Genomic DNA, 23,002 nt, shown 5'->3' on the forward strand with positions numbered 1-23,002 from the left:
GCTGCCAGTTCCCTTGCGCTGTTTGCTGACCTAGGGGTGGGTATGGCTATTTCACGTCTACGAGGTACGCGGTTCAGTCCCGACCCTTCTCTCATGCTGCTCGCGGCGTTGTTCGTCATCCTGTGGCTGGCGGGCGGCGCCTCGCGAGAGGACGTGACGGGGCAGATTATCGTGCGCGCTGCGTCGTGGAGCGCGATCCTGGTCGCCGTGCTGTTCGCGCGGCGTCCGCGGATCGAGGAGGCAAAAGGCGCAACGCTATTCCTCGTCGCAGCAATCCTGCTGTGTGTGGCGCAGCTTATACCCCTGCCCCCGGGCGTATGGCGTGCCTTGCCAGGCCGTGCGGCGTTCACCGATCCGCTGGTGTCGCCACCCGATCTGTGGCGACCGCTGTCGCTGGTGCCCGGCGCGACGGTAAACGCGCTCTTCTCACTTGTTACGCCCCTCGCGGTGCTGGTGCTCGCAACGGGCATACGCGAAGACCAGAAACGCCTGATTCCATTCGTCGTCCTGACCGTGATCGGCCTCGCGCTATTGGTAGGCCTGCTTCAATTCACCGGCGCGCAACTGGTCAACCCGCTCGTTAACGGAACGCCCGGTGTGGTCGATGGCATGATCGCAAACCGCAACCATTTCGCGCTGTTGCTCGCCATCGGGTTACTTACTGCGCCGATGTGGGGAGTAGAAGCTGGTAGTGCGTCGCGGGTGCGTGCACCGATTGCACTTGGGCTAGTTCTACTGCTCGTTCTTACGATTCTAGCTTCGGGATCACGCGCGGGCATCGTGCTCGGGGGAATTGCGCTCGTATTAGGGTTGATCATCGCCCGGCGTGGTGTGAAGTCTGCGCTCCGTCGCTATCCGCGCTGGGCGCTGCCTGCGATCGGCATTGGAATCGTTACGCTGATCGCGATCCTTGTGTTTGTGATCGTCGCGGCAGATCGCGCGGTATCGATCAAGCGCTTAGTCGAAATGGACACGGGCGAGGACATGCGCAGCCGCGGTCTGCCAACCGTGCTAGCAATTATCCGTACCTATTTTCCGTTCGGAACGGGGCTGGGGAGCTTCGATCCTGTCTTTCGCATCCACGAGCCATTCGCGCTGCTGAAACCGACCTATTTCAATCATGCTCACAATGACTTTCTCGAAATCGTTCTGACTGCCGGACTTCCCGGGCTGCTCCTGCTTGTTGCCGCGGTCGGCTGGTGGCTGTGGCGGAGTATTGGGGCATGGCGCGCTGATGCGGTGCTGCCAAAGCTCGGTTCGGCGACGCTGCTGCTGATTCTGCTTGCGAGCATCGTGGATTATCCTGCACGCACGCCGGTCATCATGGCGACGACGATCATTGCGGCAATCTGGCTCGGAAACGCAGGGCGCAGGGATAATCGTATGGGGAAAGCAGCTTTACCCTCGAAGGGGCGCAACCTATGAGCTTCTTTCCTGTTCCTATCGTCAGAGTAACTTTTCCGCGTATGCGCAAGATCTGCCTTGTCCTCTTGGGGGTCGCCGCTCTTACCGGATGCGCGCACCAAGAGCCGCTGGTTTCGACCGGCCAACTCACCGTTGTCCCGGACAGTGCGGCATTGCCCGCACCGGAACGGCGTGACCTGACCGCAGCCGACCGGCAGTCGCTGATCGGCCCGCTCGACACGATCCAGATTGACGTCTTCAACGTCCCCGACCTCAGTCGCGAAGTGCAGGTCGATGCGGGCGGCCAGATCGCGATACCGCTAATCGGTACAATCGACGCCCGCGGACGCACCGCGCAGGAACTTGCGCAAATGATTGAAAACGCGTTGCGCGGGCGCTACGTGCGTAATCCCGACGTTACAGTGAACATCAAGAGTTCGGTTAGTCAGGTCGTTACGATCGACGGACAGGTTACGGAGCCCGGCCTCTACCCGGTCACCAATCAGATGACGCTACTGCGCGCGATCGCCTCAGCAAAAGGATTGGCTGAGTTTGCGAGACAGGATGACGTTGTGATCTTACGCACCGTTGGCGGACGCAAGATGGCAGGGCTCTACAATATCGACGCGATCCGACGCGGGGCCTACAACGACCCGGCAATTTACGCCAATGATGTCGTCGTGGTCGGTGACTCCCCAGAAAGGCGCCGCTTCCGCGATCTCGTTTCGCTGGCCCCGCTCCTCGCCGCCCCCCTAGTCGCGATCTTGAATTAAGGTTTAGCAAGCGCATGAATGTCCTCCCGTTAAACCTGCAGCCCGGCTCCGTCGGGGAGGGGGCGTCCGTCGCGCCGCGATCGATAGAGAATGAGCGTTCGCCACTAATCCAGCAATATTTGCGGATCGCGCTGCGCTGGAAATATCTCATCATCGGCGTGACGGTCGCGTGTATCGTCATCGGGCTGATCATTACTTTGCTAATGACGCCAAAGTACACCGCCACGGCAACCGTGGAGATCGCTCGCGAAGCTTCGCAGGTGACAAGTATTCAAGGGGTTGAGCGCGAAGCTGGAATCGCTGACCAGGAATTCTATCAGACTCAATACGGTTTGTTAAAGTCACGTGCGTTGTCTGAGCGCGTCGCTACGCAATTGCGGCTTGTCGATGATCCCGATTTCTTCGCGATGTTCGGGCTAAAGAGTGATAATCCTGCATTCAAGCAAACCAGCAACCGTTATGTTGCAGCAGGACGCGCCGAGCGTCAGCGCGTGGCGGGCGAAATATTACTGCGAAATGTATCAATCAATCCTACGCGGTTGTCACGTCTCGTCGACATCGCCGTCACCAGCCCGCAAGCCGGATTCTCGGCCCGCGTCGCGAATGCTTGGGCAGAGAACTTCATCCAAACTAATCTTGAGCGCAAGGTTCAAGCAACTTCCTATGGCCGCAATCTCCTTGAGCGGCAGTTGCAGCTCCAAAAGCAGCGGCTAGACGAAAGCCAGCGTCAGCTTGTGGGTTACGCCTCGCAGCAGCAAATTATTAATTTGCCTGCGCAGGGCGGTAGCAACGGTACGGTCACATCTGAGCGCTCTATCGTCGCAGACAATCTCGCCGCGCTCAATACAGCGCTGACGCAGGCAACCGCAGACCGGATCGAGGCTGAAGCGCGCTACCGGTCAGGAAGCGCGGGCGGCTCTTCGACCGAAGCGCTTGGCAACGTTGCCATCAATAGTCTGCGCCAGCGCCGCGCTGAACTCGCTGCGCAATATCAGCAAATGATGGTCCAGTTTGAGCCCGGTTATCCCGCCGCTCAAGCATTAAAGTCACAGATCGACCAGCTCGACCGTGCCGTCAGCCGTGAGGAATCGCGCGTAACGGGATCGATCGAAGGTGTCTATCGCGCCGCGACTGCGCGTGAAAACGCGCTGGAGACGAAGGTTGATCAATTGAAGCTGAGCTACCTCGATAACCGTAGACGCTCGATTCAGTATAATATCTTTCAGCAGGAAGTGGACACTAACCGCGCACTGTATGACGGGCTGCTCCAGCGCTACAAGGAGATTGGCGTCGCCAACGGGGTGGGCGTCAACAACATTTCAATTGTAGATGCCGCTAACGAGCCACAAAAGCCATCGAGTCCACGACTTCTAATTAACCTATTCCTGTCGTTGCTGGCAGGTCTCGTACTTGGCGCGGGTGCCGCTCTCGCACTTGAGCAGATGGACGAAGCGTTCGGTGATCCAAGCGAAGTTGAGCGCAAACTTGGCCTGTCGCTACTTGGTTCCGTGCCCAAGACCAAAGAAGATCGCGAGCCGCGCGACGAACTGCTCGATCGCAAGTCAGATCTTGTAGACGCCTATCTTGCGATCAGCACTAACCTAAGCTTTACGACCGAGCATGGCGCGCCGCGCTCTTTCTCGGTCACATCGACACGACCTGCAGAAGGCAAGTCGACGACCGCGCTCGCGCTCGCGACGATGCTGTCGCGCGCCGGCAAGCGGGTGATCATCGTCGATGGCGACATGCGCTCGCCTTCTATCCACCATCTCGGCAACGTCGGGCACGAACGCGGGCTCAGCAATTTTCTGTCGGGCGAAGAAGCTATCGAGCCGCTGACCTTTCAGATGCCCGATCTCGGGCTCACCGCGATGTCTGCAGGACCGATCCCCCCGAACGCGGCGGAATTGTTGACCGGAACCCGTCTTGCCATGCTGATCGACCGGCTGCTCAAGGATTACGATCATGTCGTCATTGATGGCCCGCCTGTAATGGGCCTCGCGGACGCGCCTCTAATCGCCGCCCAGGTCGAGGGTGTTGTCTATGCGGTCGAGTCGCACGGTATTCGCGCGACGCAGGTCAAAACTGCCCTGAGTCGTCTTGCGGCCGCTAATGTGCGGATCTTTGGTGGCGTACTAACTAAGTTCGAGGCACGCCGCGCGACCTACGGTTATGGCTATGAATATGGCTATAATTATGGGCGGGTGACGGATGTCGCCAAGGGCCGGGGCTGAGCCCCCGCATGTCAACCCGAACGCATCACGCTGGACGCAGACGGCGCGCGACCCGCGACTGGGTTGGTCGCATCTTGTTGGCCTGCGGCGTAACCGTCCTGGGGTATCAGAGTGTCGTCTTCTCGGTCGCGCAGGTCGTAGCGAGGTCGCGGCCGCAGGCGGCTAATGCGCTCGTCTCCTATGACGGGCGTCTGAGCGCTACCCGCGCCTCCTCCCTTATGACGCCAGAAATTGGCGCTCTTGGACGGGCTGAGGCGGGGGCGCTGTCGCGCGCAGCACTGCGCCAAGATCCGACCGCCGTTTCTGCCGCAGCGACGCTCGGTGTCGTTACCTTGGCCCAGAACGACATCGCGAACGCACGACGGCTGTTCTCCTATGCTCAGATGCTCTCGCGCCGAAACATTACGACGCAATTATGGTCGATCGAGGACGCAGTCGGGCGCGGTGACGTTGGGGGGGCACTGCGCTGGTACGATATCACGCTACGCACCAAGCCGGATATGAGCGACGTGCTCTATCCGGTGCTAGCGCAGGCCTCGCGCGATCCTTCGATCCGCGGAGCCCTGGTGCGCAAGCTCGCCAATAACCCGCCATGGTCGAATAGTTTCGTCGGCTACGCCGCGGCCCAGAAAGACGATCCGCAAAACACCGCGGCGCTGTTCAGCGCCCTGCAGGTGCACGGTGTCGCGATCCCTTCCACGGCGCAGACTTCGCTCGTCAACCTGCTGCTCAGTATCGGCAACTTCGATCAAGCTTGGCGCTATTATGCCGCGATCCGGCCCGGTGCGACCCGCGCCCGGGTACGCGACCCACGGTTCACGGCGATGATCGAGACGCCGTCGGCGTTCGACTGGGCTACTCTCAGCGACAACAGCATCGCCGCTTCAATCCAGCGCACCCGCGATGGCGGCACGTTTGAATTCTCGGCGCCCGCAAGCATCGGCGGGCCGGTGCTCCAACAGGTCCAACTCCTTCCGCCCGGATCCTACCGCCTTTCCGGCCACAGCGACGGCATTGCACAGGACGCGCGCGCGCTGCCTTACTGGACGCTGATCTGCCGCGGAGACGAGCGCGAACTCGGTCGCGTAGTCGTCCCTAATTCGGCGCGGGCGGGTGGGATGTTCGTAGGGACGCTGGTGGTCCCTACGGACTGCCCGGTGCAGACGCTGAGCCTTTTCGCGCGGGCGTCCGATGCAATCGGGGGTACTTCAGGACAGATCGATCGAATAACGTTGTCGCCAGCAGGACAAGCAACGCACTGAACGCTGCGGTTGGAAGACTTTTCTCATCGGGGCAGTGCCTACATCGCAGCCGGCTTCTGTCATGCTCGCACCGAGTGGTTTCGGTCAAGATCGTGGAATCCTCGCTGTCTTCGCGACCCTTGGTGGGTCACAAGCTACTCAAATCGCCCAACGCACTATTTGGTCGGGCTCTAAGGCGATTAGTCCGGTTCCTAGAAGGCCAAATTACACGAGTCTCCTCACCCTATGTCCGATAAGTATCATTCTCGGACATAAAGGTAGCGTGGCGAAATCGAGCGTGGCACACGCTCTCGTATGGTCGCTTCCCGCACTCTTTGAGCTGTCCCCTTCTGAGGGGTCCATCGACTATGAAAGTCTGGATGAAGGAGGGGACGACGAATGCCTGCGGAAAAGCACAAGCCGGAAGAGATCATCGGGAAGCTGCGTGAAGTTGAAATCGTCCTGGGCCAAGGCGGGACGACCGCCGAGGCGTGTCGGCGGATCGCGGTCAGCGAGCAAACCTACTACCGCTGCCGCAAGGAATATGGTAGCCTGAAGATGGATCAGGCTTGTCGGATGAAGGATCTGGAGAAGGAGCAATTGCGGCCGCGGCGGGCGATCTCCGACCTGACACTGGACAGGCTGATCCTGCAGGAGGCGGCACGGGTAAACTTTTAAGCCCCGCGCGGCGCCGACGCTGCATTGACCAAGTGAAAGAGGTGCTGGACGTATCCGAGCGACGGGTGTGTCGCGTGCTCGGGCAGCATCGGTCGACGCAGCGCAAGGTGCCGTGCGGGGCCGACGACGAACAGGCGCTGGCTGAGAACATCATTGCGCTGGCCGGGCAGTATGGACGCTACGGTTATTGTCGGGTGACCGCACTGCTGAATGCCGCGGGGTGGTCGGTGAATCATAAGCGTGTCGAACGCATCTGGCGGCGTGAGGGGCTGAAGGTGCCACAGAAGCAACCCAAGCGTGGCCGGCTGTGGTTGAACGACGGCTCGTGCATTCGGCTGCGGCCAGAGTATCCGGGGCATGTCTGGGCGTACGACTTTGTTGAAGCGCGAACGCACGACGGGCGCAAGTTCTGGATCCTTACGATCATCGACGAGGCCAGCAGGGAGTGCCTGGCGCTGATCGTCGCACGTCAGTTGAATCACGACGACGTGCTGGCAGCGCTTGCCGAGCTGTTCATTACGCGAGGTCCGCCAGCGCATATCAGGTCGGACAATGGCAGCGAGTTCATCGCTACCGCGGTCCAGAAATGGCTCGGCCAGGTCGGCGTGAAGACGCTGTACATCGCGCCGGGCTTGCCATGGGAAAACGGCTATAACGAGAGCTTCAACGGTTCGCTTCGCGAGGAGCTACTCAACGGCGAGATCTTCTACAGCCTCGCCGGGGCAAGGGTGCTGATCGAGGCGTGGCGGCGTCACTATAACACCGTCCGACCGCACAGCAGTCTGGGCTATCGACCTCCGGCGTCAGCCGGGGCGACCCTGCCATTGCCAGCCTCCGGCTCCGCTTCGCTCCACCTACGCCCGGCAATGGCGGCGGAGGCGACAATGCATTAACTATCTACCCGGACCGCCCGGTGGGGGCTGCTCACGGCCAGCACGTCCGCCGATTACGCTGACATGAGAAAGCATGGACGGTAAGTCACTGGAAAATAGAGATCAACGCAGGCTTATGCGTCTGCGGCTTGTAGCAAAAAATTAGCGCTGAGGGGGAGAGCCGCAGCTATACTGCCACTCCACAGCTTCACCCTTCGACGCCGAGACCGGACCGCCATGACAGAGGCATGCGGCGGCGTGCCGTCCTTTGGGAGCGGCCGGGTGCGGTTCTGCCGTATAGGTGCTGATCCCCCATTCGCGGGTTTGCAACATCGCTGCGGACTTAGCGGTTGACTGGCTTTGCGGTCTTGGGGCGTTCCGCGGCGGCCATGTCGGTGGTCGGGCGGCACAGGCGGGTCAGAGGCTGGCACGCGATGCCCGGGTTCGAGCAACGCTGCTTGCCATCGGTCGTCGTGCAGGCGCGGCATTCGCGGCGTGTATCGATGCATCCTTGCGGTGTTGCGAGCAGGAGCGCGAACATGAGAACCATCATCGTGTCCTTGCATCACGGGAAGCGTCAGCAGATTGCGGGCGCATGTTCTGTTTCGTCAAGTGACTGATTAGAGCTCCAAGCAGGCCAGTCGAGCTTGCGAAGCGACCATGTTGCCGGGCATTATCCGATAAAGCGAGCAGTAATCCGGTGGAGAGATCCGATGGCAGACGCGTCCAATTGGCTTCTTGATCATACCGGCATCGGTGTCACTGACATCGTTCGATCTGCTCGGTTCTACGAAGCAGCACTTCGCCCCCTGGGGGCTGAAGTCGTCATGCGAATCAACTCGACTATGGGGCCGGCGGACGATGGCGACGCCGACTTGGCAGGCGTTGCTTTCGGTACCGAATATCCCGCGTTCTGGCTCGACATCTTCCATCCAACCGACGTGAAGCAACACACCGCGTTCCGCGCTACATCCCGCAAAGCTGTCGAAGACTTTTACCGCCACGGGCTGGCTGCCGGAGGGGTGGATAACGGTGCTCCCGGTCTCCGTTCGGACGGCTACCCCGCGGGTTACTATGCAGCCTCCATGTATGATCCCGACGGAAACAATATCGAGGCTGTGTACCGTGACTCGGGGGAATCGACCTGAGGCGCTATACCCCGCCCCAATCAGGAACCCGCCCTGCGCCGATGGCGCTGACAACGGGCAGGTTTGTCCGGGCCGACACATAGTCCGAAACCCGGTGCAGCGGGCAGCATGGGTTTTCGTGTCCGGCGTCAGGTGCTCCTCATGGTCCCGATGCAGAGGAGAGTACACGCGTGATACCGAGTGAGTGTACCCGAGGGCGCAGGATTTCGCGCCGAAAGGTACGCGTTCCCTGCATGCCGATGACGCGCCGCTCCAGCTTTCGCGGCAAAGCGGTGCATCGTCGTGCGGGGCGTTCAGCTGGCTTCGGCGATCAGCTTTGCCGCGGCGGGGGTGTTCCATTCATAGCCGCCGAGCATCCGCCAGACCTCGCGCCCGTCTGAATCGTAGAGGATCGTGGTCGGCAGGTTCGCCTGATAGGCGATGCTGAGCGAGGCCTTGGCGTCGAGATAGGGTTTCAGCGTCGTGAACGCCTTTTGCGCGAAGAACGGCGTGACCTTCTCGGCGCCCTGAAGGTCCTGGCTGACCGCGACGACTTGGACCTTGTCCTTCATTGCGCCCGCGACCGCATCGAGTGTCGGCATCTCGGCGACGCAGGGCGCGCACCAGGTCGCCCACAGGTTGAGCAGCAGCGGCTTGCCCTTGAAGCTGGCGAGCGTGACGGACTTTCCATCGGGGGCGGTGAAGCTGGTCGTCGGCCCCGTCTCGCCCTTGTGGCTGCGGTCGATCTTGTCGACCGGGGCGGCGGGGGTGCCGGTCGCTTCGTCGGGCGCAGCGGCGACTTCGTCCGATGTCGCGGTGTTGCCAGCAGCGGGGCCGGCGGCGGGACCTGCCGCGTTTGCTTGCTCCGGAGCCGGCGATTTCCTATCGCAGCCCGCAATCAGCATTGCGCTACCCAGGAGACAGACGATCGACGCCCTTGAGAGCAGAGAAGGGGAGGACATGGACGGCTCCAATGCGATGTGGGGTGGACGCTTCGCCGAGGGTCCGGCCGCGGTCATGCGGGAGATAAACGCCTCGATCCCCTTCGACAAGCGACTGTGGAAGCAGGACATCGCCGGCTCCAAGGCGCATGTCGCGATGCTCGGCGCGCAGGGTATCGTCTCGCCCGACGACGCCGCGACGATCGCCGCGGGACTCGACCGGGTCGCGGCGCATTATGCCGCCCATGGCGTCACCGAGGACCTCGTCCTCGAGGATATCCATATGCAGACCGAGGCGCGGCTGGCCGAGGCGATCGGTCCGGTCGCGGGGCGGCTGCACACCGCGCGGTCGCGCAACGATCAGGTCGCGACCGACTTTCGGCTCTGGGTCCGCGATGCGATCGATCAGGTGCTCGCGGCGCTCGGCGGGTTCCAGGCGGCGTTGCTTGTGCGGGCCGAGGAGCATGCCGCGAGCGTGATGCCGGGGTTCACGCACCTGCAATCGGCACAGCCGGTGACGCTCGGCCATCACCTGATGGCGTATCACGCGATGATCGCGCGCGACGTCAGCCGGTTTGCGGATGCGCGCGTGCGAATGAACCGCTCGCCGCTCGGCTCGGCGGCGCTGGCGGGGACGGGCTTTCCGATCGACCGCGAGATGACCGCGCATGCGCTCGGCTTCGACGGGCCGATGACCAACTCGCTCGACGGGGTCAGCGACCGCGATTTCGCGCTCGATTACCTCGTCGCGGCCACCCAGTGCGCGTTGCACCTGTCGCGGCTGGCGGAGGAATTCGTGCTCTGGGCGTCGCAGCCCTTCGGCTTCGTTGCGCTCAGCGACCAGTGGTCGACGGGCAGCTCGATCATGCCGCAGAAGCGCAATCCCGATGCCGCCGAGCTCGTGCGTGGGCATTCGGGGCGGATCATGGGGTGCATGACCGCGCTGATGGTGACGATGAAGGGCCTGCCGCTTGCCTATTCGAAGGACATGCAGGACGACAAGCCGCCGGTGTTCGAGGCGCATGACCTGCTCGCGCTGTCTATCGCGGCGATGACCGGGATGGTCGAGAGCGCGACGTTCCGGACCGAGCGGATGCGCGCGGTGGCCGAGGCGGGGTTTGCGACCGCGACCGATCTGGCCGACTGGCTGGTGCGCGAGGCGGGGCTGCCATTCCGCGAGGCGCACCATGTGACCGGGCGTGCGGTGAAACGCGCGGAGGATCTGGGCATCGCGCTCGACGCTTTGTCGATCGGGGATCTGAAAGCGATCGACGCACGGATCGACGACCGGGTGTACGGCGTCTTGTCGGTCGATGCGTCGGTCGCCAGCCGGACCAGCTTCGGCGGCACCGCGCCCGACAATGTACGCGCCGCGATCCGCGCCGCACGGGAGACGAGCGAATGATACGCCTGATCCTTCTTGCCGGGCTGACCCTGTCGGGTCTGTCGCTGACCGCCTGCGGGGCGGCCGACGGGCTCGAACCCGCGCCCGGCAAATCGCTGCCGGTCGCGCCTTACGGGGCGAAGACGACACCGACGCCGACCGCGCTGCTGACACCGACGCCGCAGCAGCGCCCCGAACGCAGTGATGAATTGCTCACCAGCTCGCGCGAGCGGCGGAGCGACGAATTCAACCTGCCGCCTTCCAACTGATCACAGGCCAGCATGGACCATTTCCACTATCGCGACGGCGTCCTTCATGTCGAGGACGTCGCGCTTCCCGCGATCGCCGAGGCGGTCGGGACGCCCGTCTATGTCTATTCGACCGCGACGTTCCGCCGTCACGCGCAGGTGTTCCGCGAAGCGCTGAAAGGCGCGGGGCGTGTGCATCTGGCCTATGCGATCAAGGCCAATCCGAACGTCGCGGTGCTGCGCGTCCTGGCCGATGAGGGCTACGGCGCGGACGTGGTGTCGGCGGGCGAGATGGCGCGCGCGCTGGCGGCGGGTATCCCCGCGTCGGACATCGTGTTTTCGGGCGTCGGCAAGACCCGCGACGAGCTCGCCCGCGCGCTTGATGCCGGGATCGGCCAGTTCAACCTCGAGCTCGAGGAAGAGGGCGAGGTGCTCGCCGCACTCGCCCGCGATCGCGGCATTCGTGCACCGGCGGTGCTGCGCGTGAACCCCGATGTCGATGCGGGCACGCACGCCAAGATCTCGACCGGGCGCAAGGAGAACAAGTTCGGCGTGCCGATCGACCAGGCGCCGGCGATGTTCGACCGGTTGTCGAAGCATGAGGGGCTCGACCTGCGCGGGGTGGCGATCCATATCGGCAGCCAGCTCGCCGATCTCGCCCCGCTCGAGGCGGCCTATGCGCGGATCGGCGAACTCGTCGCAGAACTGCGCGCGGCGGGGCACGTCATCAGCCGGGTCGATCTGGGCGGTGGTCTCGGCGTGCCCTACAAGCCCGACGACGTGCTGCCGAGCCCGGCCGACTATGGCGCGATGGTCGCGCGTGCGACCGCGGGCTGGGACGTCGAGCTGATGTTCGAGCCGGGGCGCGTGATCGCAGGGAACGCCGGCGTTCTGCTGACCAAGGTCATCTGGGTGAAGCCCGGCGTGACCAACCCCTATGTGATCGTCGATGCGGCGATGAACGACCTCGCGCGTGTCGCGATGTACGACGCCTATCACGACTTCGTCGCGGTGGAGCCGGGCGGCGAGCGGATGACCGCGAACATCGCCGGGCCGGTCTGCGAGACCGGCGACACCTTCGCGATGGGGCGCGACATCGACGTCGTGAAGTCGGGCGATCTGGGCGTGTTCCGCACCGCAGGCGCGTACGGCGCGACGATGGCGTCGACCTATAACAGCCGCGCCCTGGTGCCCGAGGTGCTGGTCGATGGCGACCGGTTCGCGGTGGTCGCCGACCGGATCGAGCCCGAGACGATTCTGGCGGCCGAGCGCGTGCCCGAATGGCTCAAGCGGTGAGCCTGCACAGCCTGCCGCTGTTCGTGCGGCTGGCGGGCCGCCCGGTCATCCTGCTGGGCGAGGGCGAGGCGGCGGACGCGAAACGCCGGCTGCTCGACCGCGCCGGCGCTCACGTCGTCACCGATGAGGCCGCCATGGCCGCGCTGGCGATCGTCGCGATCGACGACGAGGCGGAGGCGCTCGCGGCGGTCGCGCGGCTGAAGGCGCGCGGTGTGCTCGTCAACGCGGTCGACCGGTCCGAGCATTGCGACTTCACGCTGCCCGCGATCGTCGACCGCGAGCCGGTGCTGATCGCGATCGGGACCGGCGGCGCGTCGGCCGGGCTGGCGGCGGCACTGCGGCAGCAGCTCGAGGCGCTGGTGCCGGCGGATCTGGGCGGGCTGGCAAGCGCACTGCAGCGCGCACGCGGGGCGATGCGCACGCGCTTCCCCAATAGCGGCGCCAGACGGCGTGCGCTGGCCGATGCGCTCGCGCCGGGGGGCGTGCTCGATCCGCTCGGATCGTCGCGCGACGTGGCCGGCTGGCTGGCAGGGGGATCGGTACAGGACGGGACGATCGTCCGGATGACACTCGCATCGCGTGATCCCGATGATCTGACATTGCGACAGGCGCGGGCGCTCGCCAGCGCGGACCGCGTCTATCACCGCAGCGACGTGCCGCCGGCGATCCTCGATCGCGCGCGCGCGGATGCCGCCCGGATCCCGTGCGATGCGCCGCCTGATGCGCAGGGTTCGGGGCTGGTCGTCGATGTGGCGATGCGCGCGTGAGCGGGTTCGGGTTCAAGGTCGCTGACGGAGTCGCGTCGCGGCTCGCGGTCGAGGCGGCGCCCGCCGCGAGCGGTGACCTGGTCTGGGTCCATCTGTCGACCACCGAGGACGAGGCGCAGGCCTGGCTTCGCAACGAGGCCGGGCTCGAATCCTATGTGATCGACGCACTGACCGCGACCGAGACGCGGCCGCGTTGCGAGGCGGTCGGCGAGGGGGCGTTCCTCAACCTGCGCGGGCGGACGAACGAGGAGATGGATTCGTCCGACCTGCTCGCGTCGCTGCGCATCTGGGTGGTCAAGGGACGCGTCTATTCGCTGACGCGCAAGCCGCTGATCGCGATTCCGCTGGTCGAGAAGGAAGTCGAGGCGGGGCGGGTGCGCGATCCCGGCGACCTGATCACCGCGTTCGCAACCGCGATCACCACCGATCTCGACCCCGAGGTGGCGGCGCTCGGCGACGAGCTCGACGATTGCGAGGAGCGGCTCGACGCCAAGCATGTCTTCGCGTTGCGCCGCACCGTCAGCGAGGTCCGCGTGGCGGCGATCAGCTATCGCCGGTTTCTCAATCCGCAGCGTGCCGCGCTCGAGAAACTGGCCGCGCTGCCCGGCGACTGGCTGCGCGACGACGACCGGCTGCATCTGGCGGCGGCGGCGGACCGCGCGGCGCGGATGGCCGAGGAGCTCGAATCGATCCGCGAGCGATCCGCGCTGACGCACGAGGCGCTGACCGACCTGCGCGCGGAACAGATCGACAATCGATCGCTGATCATCTCGGTCGCGGCGATGGTGTTCCTGCCGCTGACGTTCCTGACCGGGCTGTACGGGATGAACGTGAAGGGGCTGCCCTTTGCCGAGGAGCCCTGGGCGTTCGATGCGATCGCGGGCGGCTGCCTGGTGATCGCGCTGGGTATCGTGATCTACTTCGTCCAGCGGCACTGGTTCGAACGGTAGCGGCTCAGGCCGCGCTGGCGGTGCGCCAGGCCTGAGCGATCTCGTCGAGCGTGTCCGCGGTGGTGCGGAAGACCGAGCCGTCCTGGCCGACCGAGGCATCGACGATCGTCCGGCGCGCGCCTGCATAGAGCCGCGCGAGCGTTTCCGACACCGCGCCGCCGCGGTCGAAATCGAGCCCCGCCTCGAGCGCGAACAGGATCGCGGTCGCGCGGGTCACGCGGTCGCTCTTGGTCGCATATTGGCGGTTGTCGGAGGCCCAGGCGGCGGCACGCAGCGCCGCGACGAGTTCCTTGTAGAGCAGCTGGACGAGGCCCGGGCCGTCGGTCGTGGTCCGACCGACCGCGTCGATCTGGCGATAGGTGGCGAACGGGTCGCGCGTGAGGGTGGTTGCGTACATCACGAGTCGCTCTTGTTCCAGGCGGCGATCTGGTTGGTGAGGAAGCTCTGGATCGACTTGTACGACGACACGCGCGAATTCATGCTCGAGAATTGCTGCGTCAGGCGGGTGGTCATCGCCGCGGACTGATCCGCGATCTTGGCCTCGGCATCGGCGATCGCGGACTGTGCCGCGGTGTAGCGCGTCTGCGAGGCGCCGAGCCCGACCGTCGTGTTGGTCGCGCTGGTCGTGATCGCGTTCAGCACCGCGCCAAGCCCGGTCTTGCCGTCCGCCGAGCCGTTCAGCATCGTCTCGATCGCGGTCGAATTGGTCAACATCGCGTTCGACAGCGCGGCGGCATCGACGCGCAACGTGCCGTCACGATTGGTCGCGACGCCGATCTGCGCGAGCGTCGTCGGGCTGCCGCCACCGGTGTCGCCCGACAGCGGCGCCAGCGTCAGCGCCTTGAGCGACGACAACAGCGTCTTTGCCGCCGGGTCCGCGCGCAGCACGCCGGTCACCGGGTCGGTCTGCTCGGTGAGCGTCGCCATGACCTGGTTATAGGTCTCGACGACGTCGGATACCGCCTGCGACAGCGCGCTGGTCGGCGTCGTGCTGCCCAGCGTGACCGGGCCGGTCGACACCGCGTTGAGCTGCAGTTTGACGCCCGTCACCAAGTTGTTGATCGTGTTGCTCGCGCGCTCGACCGCGATCCCGTCGACGGTCAGCTTGGCATTCTGTGCAGCCGCAGTGACGCTGGTGTTGGTCGCGCCGGGACCGACATTATAGGCGGCCAGCTTGCTGCTCGTGTCCGTCGTCGCCGTCATCGTGAACGCCTGCGACGCGCCGGTCGCGCCCTTCATCGACAGATAGGCGCTGCCGTTCGAATCGGTCACGACCGAGGCGGTGATGCCTGCGCCCTTCGCGTTGATCGCCGCGGCGATCCCGTCGAGGCTGGCGTCGGTGACGTCGATCGTCACCGCGGTGCCACCGCCTGCGGTGAAGCCGGTCATCTTGATGCCTGCCGCGTCATAGGTGGCGGTGCCGAAGTTGAGCGTGAAGCTGCCCGAGCCGATCACCGCGGTGCGATCGGCGACCGCGGCGGTGGTGCGGATGGTCTGCGCGGCGGCGAGCTGGTTGACCGAGATGGTCGACGACAGCCCCGAGACCTTCGCGCCCGCCAGCGCGCTGACGCCGAGCGCGGCGGTGTTGGAGCTGGTCGGCTGGCTGGTCAGCGTGCCGCCCTTCACCAGCGCGGCATAGGCGGTCGAGAAGCCTGAGATCGCGCTCTTGAGCGTTGCGAGCCCCGAGATCTGCGTGGTGATCGTCTTCGACTTGGCGGTCAGCTGCGCGGTCTTGGCCGCGAACTGCGCCTCGACCAGCGAGGGCACCAGGCTTGCCGTGTCGATCCCCGAGCCGGCATTGAGCGAGGTCAGCAGCGACTGCGCCGCGTTCTTCGTCACGCTCGCCGCGGTCGGCGTCGGCGTGGCCGCCGGGGTCGGCGTCGCGGTGCTGCTCGTCGTCGAAATTGCCATGCCGGAATCCTTGCGCGCTCGAATGGAATAACGACCGCGGCCGCCGGATCTTTAGGGAAGTTTCACGCCGTTTTCGTCGAACCGCGCATCGACCGGCACGGTGATCGCGGGCTGCGGCATCGGCGTGCCGCCCGCCGCCGCGTTCAGCCCGAAGACGAAGGCGAGGACGGTCGCGATCGCCATGTACAGGTCATCGCGAACCTCCTGGTTCTCCTTGCTCGTATAATAGACGGCGCGCGCGAGCAGCGGATATTCGAGCACGGGTACGCGGGTCTCCGCGGCGAGTTCGCGGATCGCCAGCGCGGTCGCGCCGCGGCCCTTGGCGACGACGACGGGCACCTGGTCCTTGCCGCGATCATAGCGCAGCGCGACCGCGAAATGCGTCGGGTTGGTCAGGATGACGTGCGCCTCGCCGACCGCCTTGCGCATATTTCCGCTGGCCATCGCGCGCATCTTGGCACGCTGCTGACCCTTGGCCTCGGCATTGCCCTCATTGTCCTTGTGCTCGTCCTTCACCTCCTGTTTCGACATGCGCATCTTGCCGAGGCGGCGGATGATCTGGATCGGCACGTCGATCCCGGCGATCGCGACGAGCCCGAATGCCATCGCGATCAGGATCGACGAGAAGGTCCCGCCGAGCGTCGTCAGCGCCTGGTTGAGATCGGCGGACGAAGCGAGCCCCATCGTCGTGTGCGATGCCTGCCACAGCATCCAGCCGCCGATCGTGCCGAGCAGCGCGACCTTCAGCAGCGACTTGCCGAGCTCGATCCAGCCGGTCGGGCCGAAGATCCGCTTGAGACCCGAGGCGGGGTTGATGCGGGTGAACTTGGGCGCGAGCAGCTTGCCGTTGAAGCCGAGCGAGCCGAGCCCCGCCTGGCTGAGCACTGCGGCGACCAGGCTGACCACGAACAGGGTGACGAGCGAGGGCGCAAGCTTCCACCCCGCTTCCTGGAGCGGGCGCCAGGGCGAGAAATCCTCGACGTCCGCGCGCCCGAACTGGAAGCTCGACGCCATCACCGCCTTGCACGCGGCGATCAGCGAGGGGCCGGCATAGATCAACCAGGCGACGCCCGCGAGCATGCTGAGCGCGGTCGCGAAGTCGCGCGAGCGGAGGATGTCGCCCTTCTCGACCGCATCCTTCTTGCGCTTGTCGGTCGGGGCTTCTGTCTTTTCGCCGAATTCGTCCGCCATCAGCCGAGCACCAGGCTCTGTGTGGCTTCGAGGCCTTCGTGGATAATCACGACCATATAGTCGCCCATCGCCGGGAAGCCGGCCGCGAGCGCGACGACGCCGACCGCGAGGCTCGCGGGCAGGCCGACCGAGAAAAGGTTGAGCGCGGGTGCTGCGCGGCTGATCATGCCGACGACGATGTTGAGGCACAGCAGCAGGAAGCCGACCGGCAGCGCGAGCAGCAGCCCGGCGAGAAACGCATAGCCGCCGAAGAACGCGATGCCGCGCAACCGGTCGACGCCGAGCCATGCAGCGCCGGGCGGCATCACATCATAGCTTTTGACGAGCATCTCGACGAGCACGAGGTGGCCGTCCATCGACAGGAACAGCAAGGTCAGCATGATCGAGAAGAACTGGCCGAGCGCGGGGCTCGACCGGCCGTTCTGCGGATCGACCGACGAGGCGAAGCCGAGGCCCATCGACCCGCCGATGATCTCGGCGGCGATCACCGGCGCGGCGAACGCGATCTGCAGCACGAAGCCGAGCGCGAGCCCGACCAGCGCCTCAGCGGCGACCGCGAGCACGGTCGCCGTCGCGAAGATCTGCTGTGGCGGCTGGACCGGGTGCGCGGCGAGCACGAGGAAACCGATCGCGCCCGACAGCGTGACGCGCACCGTGACGGGCACCGACACGTTGCCGAACACCGGCGCGGCGATGAACGTCGCGCCGATCCGCACCATGACGAAGATCAGTGCCCAGAGCTGCGGCTCGATTGAGAGGCCGAAGCCGAGCACCTGCCTATTTCACCAGATCGGGGATGCGTTCGAAGATGCTGACGGTGAAGTCGCTCAGCAGCCCGAGGATCAGGCTGCCGAAGATCATGATCGATACCGCGACGACGAGCAGCTTCGGCACGAACGACAGCGTCTGTTCGTTGATCGACGTCGCCGCCTGGATCATGCCGAGGATCAGCCCCGCCAGCAGCGCCGGGATCAGGATCGGCGCGCTGGCGAGCGCCAGCACCCACATCGTCTGGTTGGCGATGGTCAGGAAATATTGCGCGTCCATGGCTTATAATGCTTCCGTTCGCCCTGAGCCCATCGACTGCCTGCAAGGCAGGCGTTCGGGGGGACGTCGAAGGGCCTGGGACTCATGTGCTTCGACTGCGCTCAGCACGAACGGGAGGGTGGGCGCATCCATCTCGTCAGGTCGCGAACGAGTTGGCGAGGCTGCCCATTGTCAGCGCCCAGCCGTCGACGAGCACGAACAGCAGCAGCTTGAACGGCATCGAGATGATCGTCGGTGACAGCATCGCCATGCCGAGCGACATCAGCACGGTCGCGACGACGAGATCGATGACGATGAACGGCAGGAAGATCAGGAAGCCGATCTGGAACGCGGTCTTGAGCTCGCTGGTGACGAACGCCGGGAGGAGCACCGAGAAGGGGATGTCGCGCGGCGACGCATAGGGGCCCGACTTCGCCATTTCGGCAAACATCGTGACGTCCTTGATCCGCGTCTGCTTGACCATGAACGCGTGGAGCGGGACGCCCGCGGTGGTGATCATCTGCGTGCCGGCGAGCTGGCCCGCGGCATAGGGCTGGATCGCGGTCGTGTTGATCTGGGTGATCGTCGGCGCCATGATGAAGAAGCTGAGGAACAGCGATAGGCCGAGCAGCACTTGGTTGGGCGGCGTCTGCTGCAAACCGAGCGCCTGGCGCAGGATCGCGAGCACGATGATGATCCGCGTGAAGCTGGTCATCATCAGCAGGATGCCCGGTAGGACCGTGAGCAGCCCCATGATGATGAGGACCTGCAGCGACAGCGACAGCGAGCCGCTCTGCCCGGTATTGCCCGCCGCCTGGCCGCCGAGCTGGCCGAGCGCGCGGTCGACCGCGTCGCCGACCGCGGGGCTGGCAGGGGCGGGGACGGCCTGCGCGAAGGCGGGCATGGCGAGGAACAGGGCGACCAGCAGCGCGAGGCCGACCCACAGCCACGCAGCGCCACGCGACTGCGTCCTGGCCTCTACAGCGGTAATCAGCGCCGGGCCCGACCCCTTGCGCGTAACGATCAGGCTCATGCGTCGACCTTGTCGATCAGGTGCACGCCGCCGCGACCGACCGAGACGAGCAGCCGCCGGCCCTCGAAATCGATCACCGCGAGGCGCAGGCCCGGCGAGATCATCATCGTTTCCTTGACGCCGATCAGCCGCGACGTGGGCTTGCCGGGCATCCGGCTCTCAAACTTGCGCCACAGCAGCAGACAGCCGACCATCAGCCCGCAGACGAGCGGCAGCAGGATGACGAGTTTCAGGATATAGGACCAGAGCATCGGATCAGCCGCGCGCCGCGAGCGACTTGTCGGGGCTGACCAGCTCGGTCATCCGCACCCCGAACCGCTCCCCGACGGTGACGACCTCGCCACGACCGATCAGCGTGCCGTTGACGAACACGTCGAGCAGCTCGTTGGCCTGGCGGTCGAGCTCGATCACGCTGCTCTCGCTCAGCGCGAGCAGTTCGCGCAGCGTGAGGCTGGTCGAGCCGATCTCGACGGTCAGCTTGACGTCGACGTCCTGCAGCAGCCTGAAATTGGCGGCCACGGCGGCGTCGACCGGAAAAGTACCGGCCATGTCGGTCATGCTGCGAATCCTTCGTCGATACGGGTAATGGAGGTGAGCTGGATGGCGGCGAAGCCGTTGGACGTGCCGACCGTACCGCAGCCGAGCCGGTCGTTGCCGACCATCACGGGGACGTCGCCCGAGATCGTGATCGGGATCACGTCGCCGGGTTTCAGGTCCATCAGCATCTGCAGCGACACGACGGGTTCGGCGAGCACCGAGCGGATCGGGAAGCGGATGTTCATCGCCGCGCGCGTCAGCTCGTTGCGCCAGGCCGGATCGGGCTCGGCGGTCTTGCCGAGCACCTTGGTGGTGAGCGACGGGGCGTGCGGCTTGAGTGCGGTGACCGGGTAGACGAGGTCGAGAAAGACCGGCTTGCCCGCCCCCGTCGCCAGCCCGAAGCGGGTGACGATCATCGCATCCTCGCCGTCGAGCTCGGCGATCATCGCCGGGTTCACCTCGACACGGGTCGGCTGGAACTCGAACCGTGCCATCGGCTCCCACGCGGTCTTGAGCGGGGTCGCGATCAGCTGGCCGATCCGCGCGATCATCGCTTCGCCCGCGGGCGAGAATTCGGCTGGCAGCACCGGTGGCACCGCGCCCGTCCCGCCGAAGAACAGGTCGAGCAGCTCGAGGATGAACCGCCCGTCCATCACGCACAGCGCCTGCGCGGCGCCCGGCGTCATCACCATCGGCAGCCAGGCGATCAGCCCGTCGCCGCGCTCCGCCCGGTAATCGGCAAAGCGCTGGACGACGAGCGGCTCGGCCCAGCTGCGCACTTCCTGGCGCAGCATCGGCTCGAACACGCCGCGCAGCGTCCGCGCGAACCGGGCGGACAGATGCTGCAGCGTGTGCAGGTCGCCGAAGGGATTGAGCTTGGCCGACCCCAGCATGCCCGAATGGGCCGCCTGGGGACGATCGCGCTCGCGCCGCTCGCGCATCGTCGTGTCTGGGGGGGCGTTAACCATGCCTCACTGAACGACGAAACTGGTAAAGTAAACGTTACCGATCCCCCCGAAACCTTCCTTCTGCTTGAGCGTAGCGTTGATGGCCTTGGCCAGTTCGCCCTGCAATTTGCGCTTGCCTTGCGCGGTAAACACCTCGTCTTCGGTCGCCTCGCCGAGCGCCATCAGGATCGCGGAGCGGACCGCGATCTCGTTGGTCTTGAGATGGTCGATGACGCTGTTGTCATAGGGCGTCGAGACGGCGACGCCGACCTGGATGAAATGCGCGCTGTCCTGGAGGTTGGCGGTAAATTCCTTCTCCAGCGCATAATAGGTCGACGCATAGCGGTCGCCGCCCTCGCCCGCAGGCGGCGCCATGCCGTGATTCTCGGGTGCGGCATCCTCGCCGCCGCCATGTCCGCCGCCTTCGCCGTCCCCTTCGGCCCCGGCGGACTTCTGCTCGCTTTTCGGAATGAGCTTGGGCTTGCCGTCATCGGCCGCGGCATGGCCGCCGCCGATCAGCCCCGCGCTCGAGGCATAGACGCCAGCCCCGACGCCGCCGCCCACCAGGACGAGCAGCGCTACGCCGCCGATAATCATCTTGCCCATCTTCCCCTTCTTCTTGGGCATGGGGGCTTCGCTCTTGTCGCTCATCTACGCAGTCCTTCGGGTCAGGCGAGTCGGGTGTCGGTGGGATCGGTATCGGCGGCGGTCGCGATTCCGGCGCGGGCGCGCGCAGGCGCCGAAGGCTGGTGCGGCGTCGCAGCGCGCTGCTGCTGCTGCTGCTGGCCGCCTCCGGTATCGACGTTGCCCTGCGACAGCTTCAGCCCGCGGGCATCGGCGAGTTCGGCCAGCCGCGGCTGCGCTTCCTGCAACAGGCTGCGCGTGGCGGCCTGTTCGGCGGCGAAATGCACATGCAGCGTATCACCGTACTTGCGGACCGAGACGTCGATCGTGCCGAGCGCATCGGGGATCAGGCGGATCCGCGTATCGGTCGCGTTGGCCGCATCGCGCAGGATGTCGATTCGCTCAATCATCGCAGCTGGCCAGCGGTCCTGGCGCATGTCGAGCGGCGCTTGTGCGTCCGTGGTCGGGGCGAGCGCGTGAACGGTGCCGGCGGCGGTGAGCGGGGCGAGCAGCGTCGTGTCGTCCCGTAGGCGGGGCTCGTCACGGCGCTGCGCCGCCGCCTGGATCGCGGCGCCGAAGACCTGCGCGGCGGAGGCAACGGTGCCGGGTTGCGGCTGTGTGGCGGCGGCGGGCGGCTGCTGCACGACGAGGGTCACGGGTGGTGCGCCGTCGCGTGACGACCATCGCGGTGGCGGTGTTTCAGTGCTGGCGGAGTCTGCGGCAACTGCGGGCGGTAGTGCCGGAGCCTGAGCCGGCGTGCCCGGCGCTGGCGAGGGCATGACCGTGCCATTGAAAGCGGCGGCCGGCGGCAACGCTTCCCCTGCTGGCAGGCTGGGGGTGTCGGGAAGCGCGACCGGGCGGTTGCCCGACAGGATCGCGGCGGCGACCTGGAAATCGGAAGCCGCGGCAAATGCCGGGCGTGCGCCGGAAGGCGTCGGCGGGGAGCTGCTGCTTGGCGTCTCATCAACGGCGGGCGTATCCGCCGTCGCTGGCGTGGCGATCCCGGACTGAAGGGCAGGAGGCTTCCTTCCGGCGTCGCGCGCAAACGCAGCGGCGGGTAGCGGCTCTGGCACCGTCGAGAGAGGGGGAGCCTGTCGCGCGCCGGGCATGTTCGACCTGGCGAACGCGTCTCCCGCCAACGTTGCCGTGCCGATACCAGCTTCGGGCAGCGTCGCCTGCGGTGCGGCGGGCGGCAGGGCTTGGGGGGCATCGGTCACGACCGGCACGGCGGTCGGGGCTGCCCCCGGGATCGTCGCGTATTCTGTCGGTGTGTCGTCGGTGGCGTCGGAATCGCGCGGACGTTTCGCCGTGGTCGGACGTTCGGCGCCGCGCAGGCCGATCCGGATGACGCGCTCCGGCGGCGGCGGAAGCCGGTTTTCGACCGGTGTCGGGTCCGGGCCTTCGATCGGCACCTCGCCGCCCCCGCCGACCAGCGACGACGCAAGCGGCGATTTCACCAACGTGAGCGCGGACGTGCCCAATGCGACGGGCGTGAGCGCGGCCGCCGCTACGGCCGCCGGTACCTCGGCTTTAATGTCCGCTGTTGCCGCGAACGGCACTTGGACAAAGGCGACACCCGGCGACCAGAACGGCAGTGTTTCGGCCGGAGCGGCGGCATCCGGCAAGGGCTTGCCGCCGATGACTGACGGTTGCCGGGCGGTGATATCGGCCGGTGCGACGTCGGCCACCGGCCCGGTGTCGAGCAGCGCAGCCAGCGTGCCGCCGAAATCACCCGCGGACTCACCGCCCGCCACGCGTGGCGCGGCCGTAAGGGCGAGGCCAGGAGGGGAGGCGAGCGCGGGCAGGATCATGCAATCT

The 23,002-nt window shown here is 65.6% G+C and carries 24 protein-coding genes; 11 read left to right on the forward strand and 13 right to left on the reverse strand.

The window, feature by feature from the left end; genetic code table 11:
• Positions 1-93: 93 nt before the first annotated feature.
• The 5 genes from IFT71_RS11805 to IFT71_RS11825 all read left to right on the forward strand — a co-directional run bounded on the left by IFT71_RS11805 (position 94) and on the right by IFT71_RS11825 (position 7,223).
• A complete protein-coding gene (locus tag IFT71_RS11805) occupies positions 94-1,425 on the forward strand; it encodes an O-antigen ligase family protein (protein ID WP_192140971.1) in 1,332 nt (443 codons plus the stop codon).
• Positions 1,422-2,177: a polysaccharide biosynthesis/export family protein gene (locus IFT71_RS11810; RefSeq protein WP_244654877.1), complete on the forward strand. Its 756-nt coding sequence runs from the start codon at positions 1,422-1,424 to the stop codon at positions 2,175-2,177. Before IFT71_RS11805 ends, IFT71_RS11810 begins: the two co-directional genes overlap by 4 nt.
• A 14-nt stretch (positions 2,178-2,191) precedes the next feature.
• Entirely contained in the window at positions 2,192-4,411 is a 2,220-nt protein-coding gene (locus tag IFT71_RS11815; protein WP_192140973.1) for a GumC family protein, read from the forward strand.
• Positions 4,412-4,629: 218 nt separating this feature from the next.
• Complete coding sequence (locus IFT71_RS11820; RefSeq protein ID WP_192140975.1) at positions 4,630-5,673, forward strand: hypothetical protein; 1,044 nt, start codon at positions 4,630-4,632, stop codon at positions 5,671-5,673.
• Between the two features lie 378 nt (positions 5,674-6,051).
• A protein-coding gene (locus IFT71_RS11825) for an IS3 family transposase (protein ID WP_192140977.1) occupies positions 6,052-7,223 on the forward strand; the annotation gives its coding sequence in 2 pieces (ribosomal slippage) (positions 6,052-6,316 and positions 6,316-7,223; 1,173 coding nt in all).
• A gap of 322 nt (positions 7,224-7,545) precedes the next feature.
• On the opposite strand, the gene IFT71_RS11830 is transcribed toward IFT71_RS11825, so the two are convergent.
• Complete coding sequence (locus IFT71_RS11830; protein WP_192140979.1) at positions 7,546-7,752, reverse strand: hypothetical protein; 207 nt, start codon at positions 7,750-7,752, stop codon at positions 7,546-7,548.
• Between the two features lie 163 nt (positions 7,753-7,915).
• Between IFT71_RS11830 and IFT71_RS11835 the strand changes: the two genes are divergently transcribed.
• Positions 7,916-8,350: a VOC family protein gene (locus IFT71_RS11835; protein WP_192140981.1), complete on the forward strand. Its 435-nt coding sequence runs from the start codon at positions 7,916-7,918 to the stop codon at positions 8,348-8,350.
• A 293-nt stretch (positions 8,351-8,643) separates the two neighbouring features.
• Here the strand turns inward: IFT71_RS11835 and IFT71_RS11840 are convergent, their stop codons facing one another.
• Complete coding sequence (locus tag IFT71_RS11840; protein WP_244654878.1) at positions 8,644-9,234, reverse strand: TlpA family protein disulfide reductase; 591 nt, start codon at positions 9,232-9,234, stop codon at positions 8,644-8,646.
• 73 nt (positions 9,235-9,307) lie between these two features.
• Here IFT71_RS11840 and argH point away from each other — a divergent pair, with 73 nt between their 5' ends.
• Genes argH through IFT71_RS11865 form a run of 5 tightly spaced genes read left to right on the forward strand, consistent with a single transcriptional unit; the run spans position 9,308 to position 13,915 of the window.
• Positions 9,308-10,675: an argininosuccinate lyase gene (argH, locus tag IFT71_RS11845; protein ID WP_192141284.1), complete on the forward strand. Its 1,368-nt coding sequence runs from the start codon at positions 9,308-9,310 to the stop codon at positions 10,673-10,675.
• The gene (locus IFT71_RS11850; RefSeq protein ID WP_192140983.1) at positions 10,672-10,923 is read left to right on the forward strand and encodes a hypothetical protein; all 252 of its coding nucleotides are present in this window, start codon (positions 10,672-10,674) and stop codon (positions 10,921-10,923) included. Before argH ends, IFT71_RS11850 begins: the two co-directional genes overlap by 4 nt.
• Positions 10,924-10,935: 12 nt before the next feature.
• Positions 10,936-12,198, forward strand: a complete 1,263-nt coding sequence (gene lysA, locus IFT71_RS11855) for a diaminopimelate decarboxylase (protein WP_192140985.1) — start codon at positions 10,936-10,938, stop codon at positions 12,196-12,198.
• Entirely contained in the window at positions 12,195-12,965 is a 771-nt protein-coding gene (locus IFT71_RS11860; RefSeq protein WP_192140987.1) for an NAD(P)-dependent oxidoreductase, read from the forward strand. Before lysA ends, IFT71_RS11860 begins: the two co-directional genes overlap by 4 nt.
• Positions 12,962-13,915: a zinc transporter ZntB gene (locus tag IFT71_RS11865; RefSeq protein WP_192140988.1), complete on the forward strand. Its 954-nt coding sequence runs from the start codon at positions 12,962-12,964 to the stop codon at positions 13,913-13,915. Before IFT71_RS11860 ends, IFT71_RS11865 begins: the two co-directional genes overlap by 4 nt.
• A gap of 4 nt (positions 13,916-13,919) precedes the next feature.
• On the opposite strand, the gene IFT71_RS11870 is transcribed toward IFT71_RS11865, so the two are convergent.
• From IFT71_RS11870 to IFT71_RS21725, 11 genes are all read right to left on the reverse strand, one after another.
• A complete protein-coding gene (locus IFT71_RS11870) occupies positions 13,920-14,312 on the reverse strand; it encodes a flagellar export chaperone FliS (RefSeq protein ID WP_037528697.1) in 393 nt (130 codons plus the stop codon).
• Complete coding sequence (gene fliD / locus IFT71_RS11875; protein ID WP_192140990.1) at positions 14,312-15,826, reverse strand: flagellar filament capping protein FliD; 1,515 nt, start codon at positions 15,824-15,826, stop codon at positions 14,312-14,314. Before fliD ends, IFT71_RS11870 begins: the two co-directional genes overlap by 1 nt.
• A gap of 51 nt (positions 15,827-15,877) precedes the next feature.
• On the reverse strand, positions 15,878-17,017 hold the full coding sequence (flhB, locus tag IFT71_RS11880) for a flagellar type III secretion system protein FlhB (protein ID WP_037528692.1): 1,140 nt from the start codon (positions 17,015-17,017) through the stop codon (positions 15,878-15,880).
• Positions 17,017-17,790, reverse strand: coding sequence for a flagellar biosynthetic protein FliR (gene fliR / locus IFT71_RS11885; protein ID WP_192140992.1), 774 nt, complete (start codon positions 17,788-17,790; stop codon positions 17,017-17,019). Before fliR ends, flhB begins: the two co-directional genes overlap by 1 nt.
• A 4-nt stretch (positions 17,791-17,794) precedes the next feature.
• Positions 17,795-18,064 (reverse strand): flagellar biosynthesis protein FliQ, encoded by a 270-nt coding sequence (gene fliQ, locus IFT71_RS11890; RefSeq protein WP_031395965.1) that lies wholly within the window; start codon positions 18,062-18,064, stop codon positions 17,795-17,797.
• A gap of 136 nt (positions 18,065-18,200) precedes the next feature.
• Complete coding sequence (fliP, locus tag IFT71_RS11895) at positions 18,201-19,076, reverse strand: flagellar type III secretion system pore protein FliP (RefSeq protein WP_192140994.1); 876 nt, start codon at positions 19,074-19,076, stop codon at positions 18,201-18,203.
• Entirely contained in the window at positions 19,073-19,327 is a 255-nt protein-coding gene (locus IFT71_RS11900) for a flagellar biosynthetic protein FliO (RefSeq protein WP_031394023.1), read from the reverse strand. Before IFT71_RS11900 ends, fliP begins: the two co-directional genes overlap by 4 nt.
• A 4-nt stretch (positions 19,328-19,331) precedes the next feature.
• Positions 19,332-19,634: a flagellar motor switch protein FliN gene (gene fliN / locus IFT71_RS11905; protein WP_031394024.1), complete on the reverse strand. Its 303-nt coding sequence runs from the start codon at positions 19,632-19,634 to the stop codon at positions 19,332-19,334.
• Entirely contained in the window at positions 19,631-20,581 is a 951-nt protein-coding gene (locus tag IFT71_RS11910; protein WP_031441299.1) for a flagellar motor switch protein FliM, read from the reverse strand. The genes fliN and IFT71_RS11910 overlap by 4 nt, the downstream gene beginning before the upstream one ends.
• Before the next feature lie 3 nt (positions 20,582-20,584).
• Positions 20,585-21,211 carry a flagellar basal body-associated FliL family protein gene (locus IFT71_RS11915; RefSeq protein WP_192140996.1) on the reverse strand — a complete coding sequence of 209 codons (627 nt, stop codon included), beginning with the start codon at positions 21,209-21,211 and terminating at the stop codon, positions 20,585-20,587.
• 17 nt (positions 21,212-21,228) lie between these two features.
• The gene (locus IFT71_RS21725) at positions 21,229-22,995 is read right to left on the reverse strand and encodes a flagellar hook-length control protein FliK (RefSeq protein WP_192140998.1); all 1,767 of its coding nucleotides are present in this window, start codon (positions 22,993-22,995) and stop codon (positions 21,229-21,231) included.
• Positions 22,996-23,002 lie beyond the last annotated feature (7 nt).

The sequence above is a fragment of the Sphingomonas sp. CFBP 13733 genome (assembly GCF_014841795.1).
GTDB lineage: Bacteria > Pseudomonadota > Alphaproteobacteria > Sphingomonadales > Sphingomonadaceae > Sphingomonas > Sphingomonas aerolata.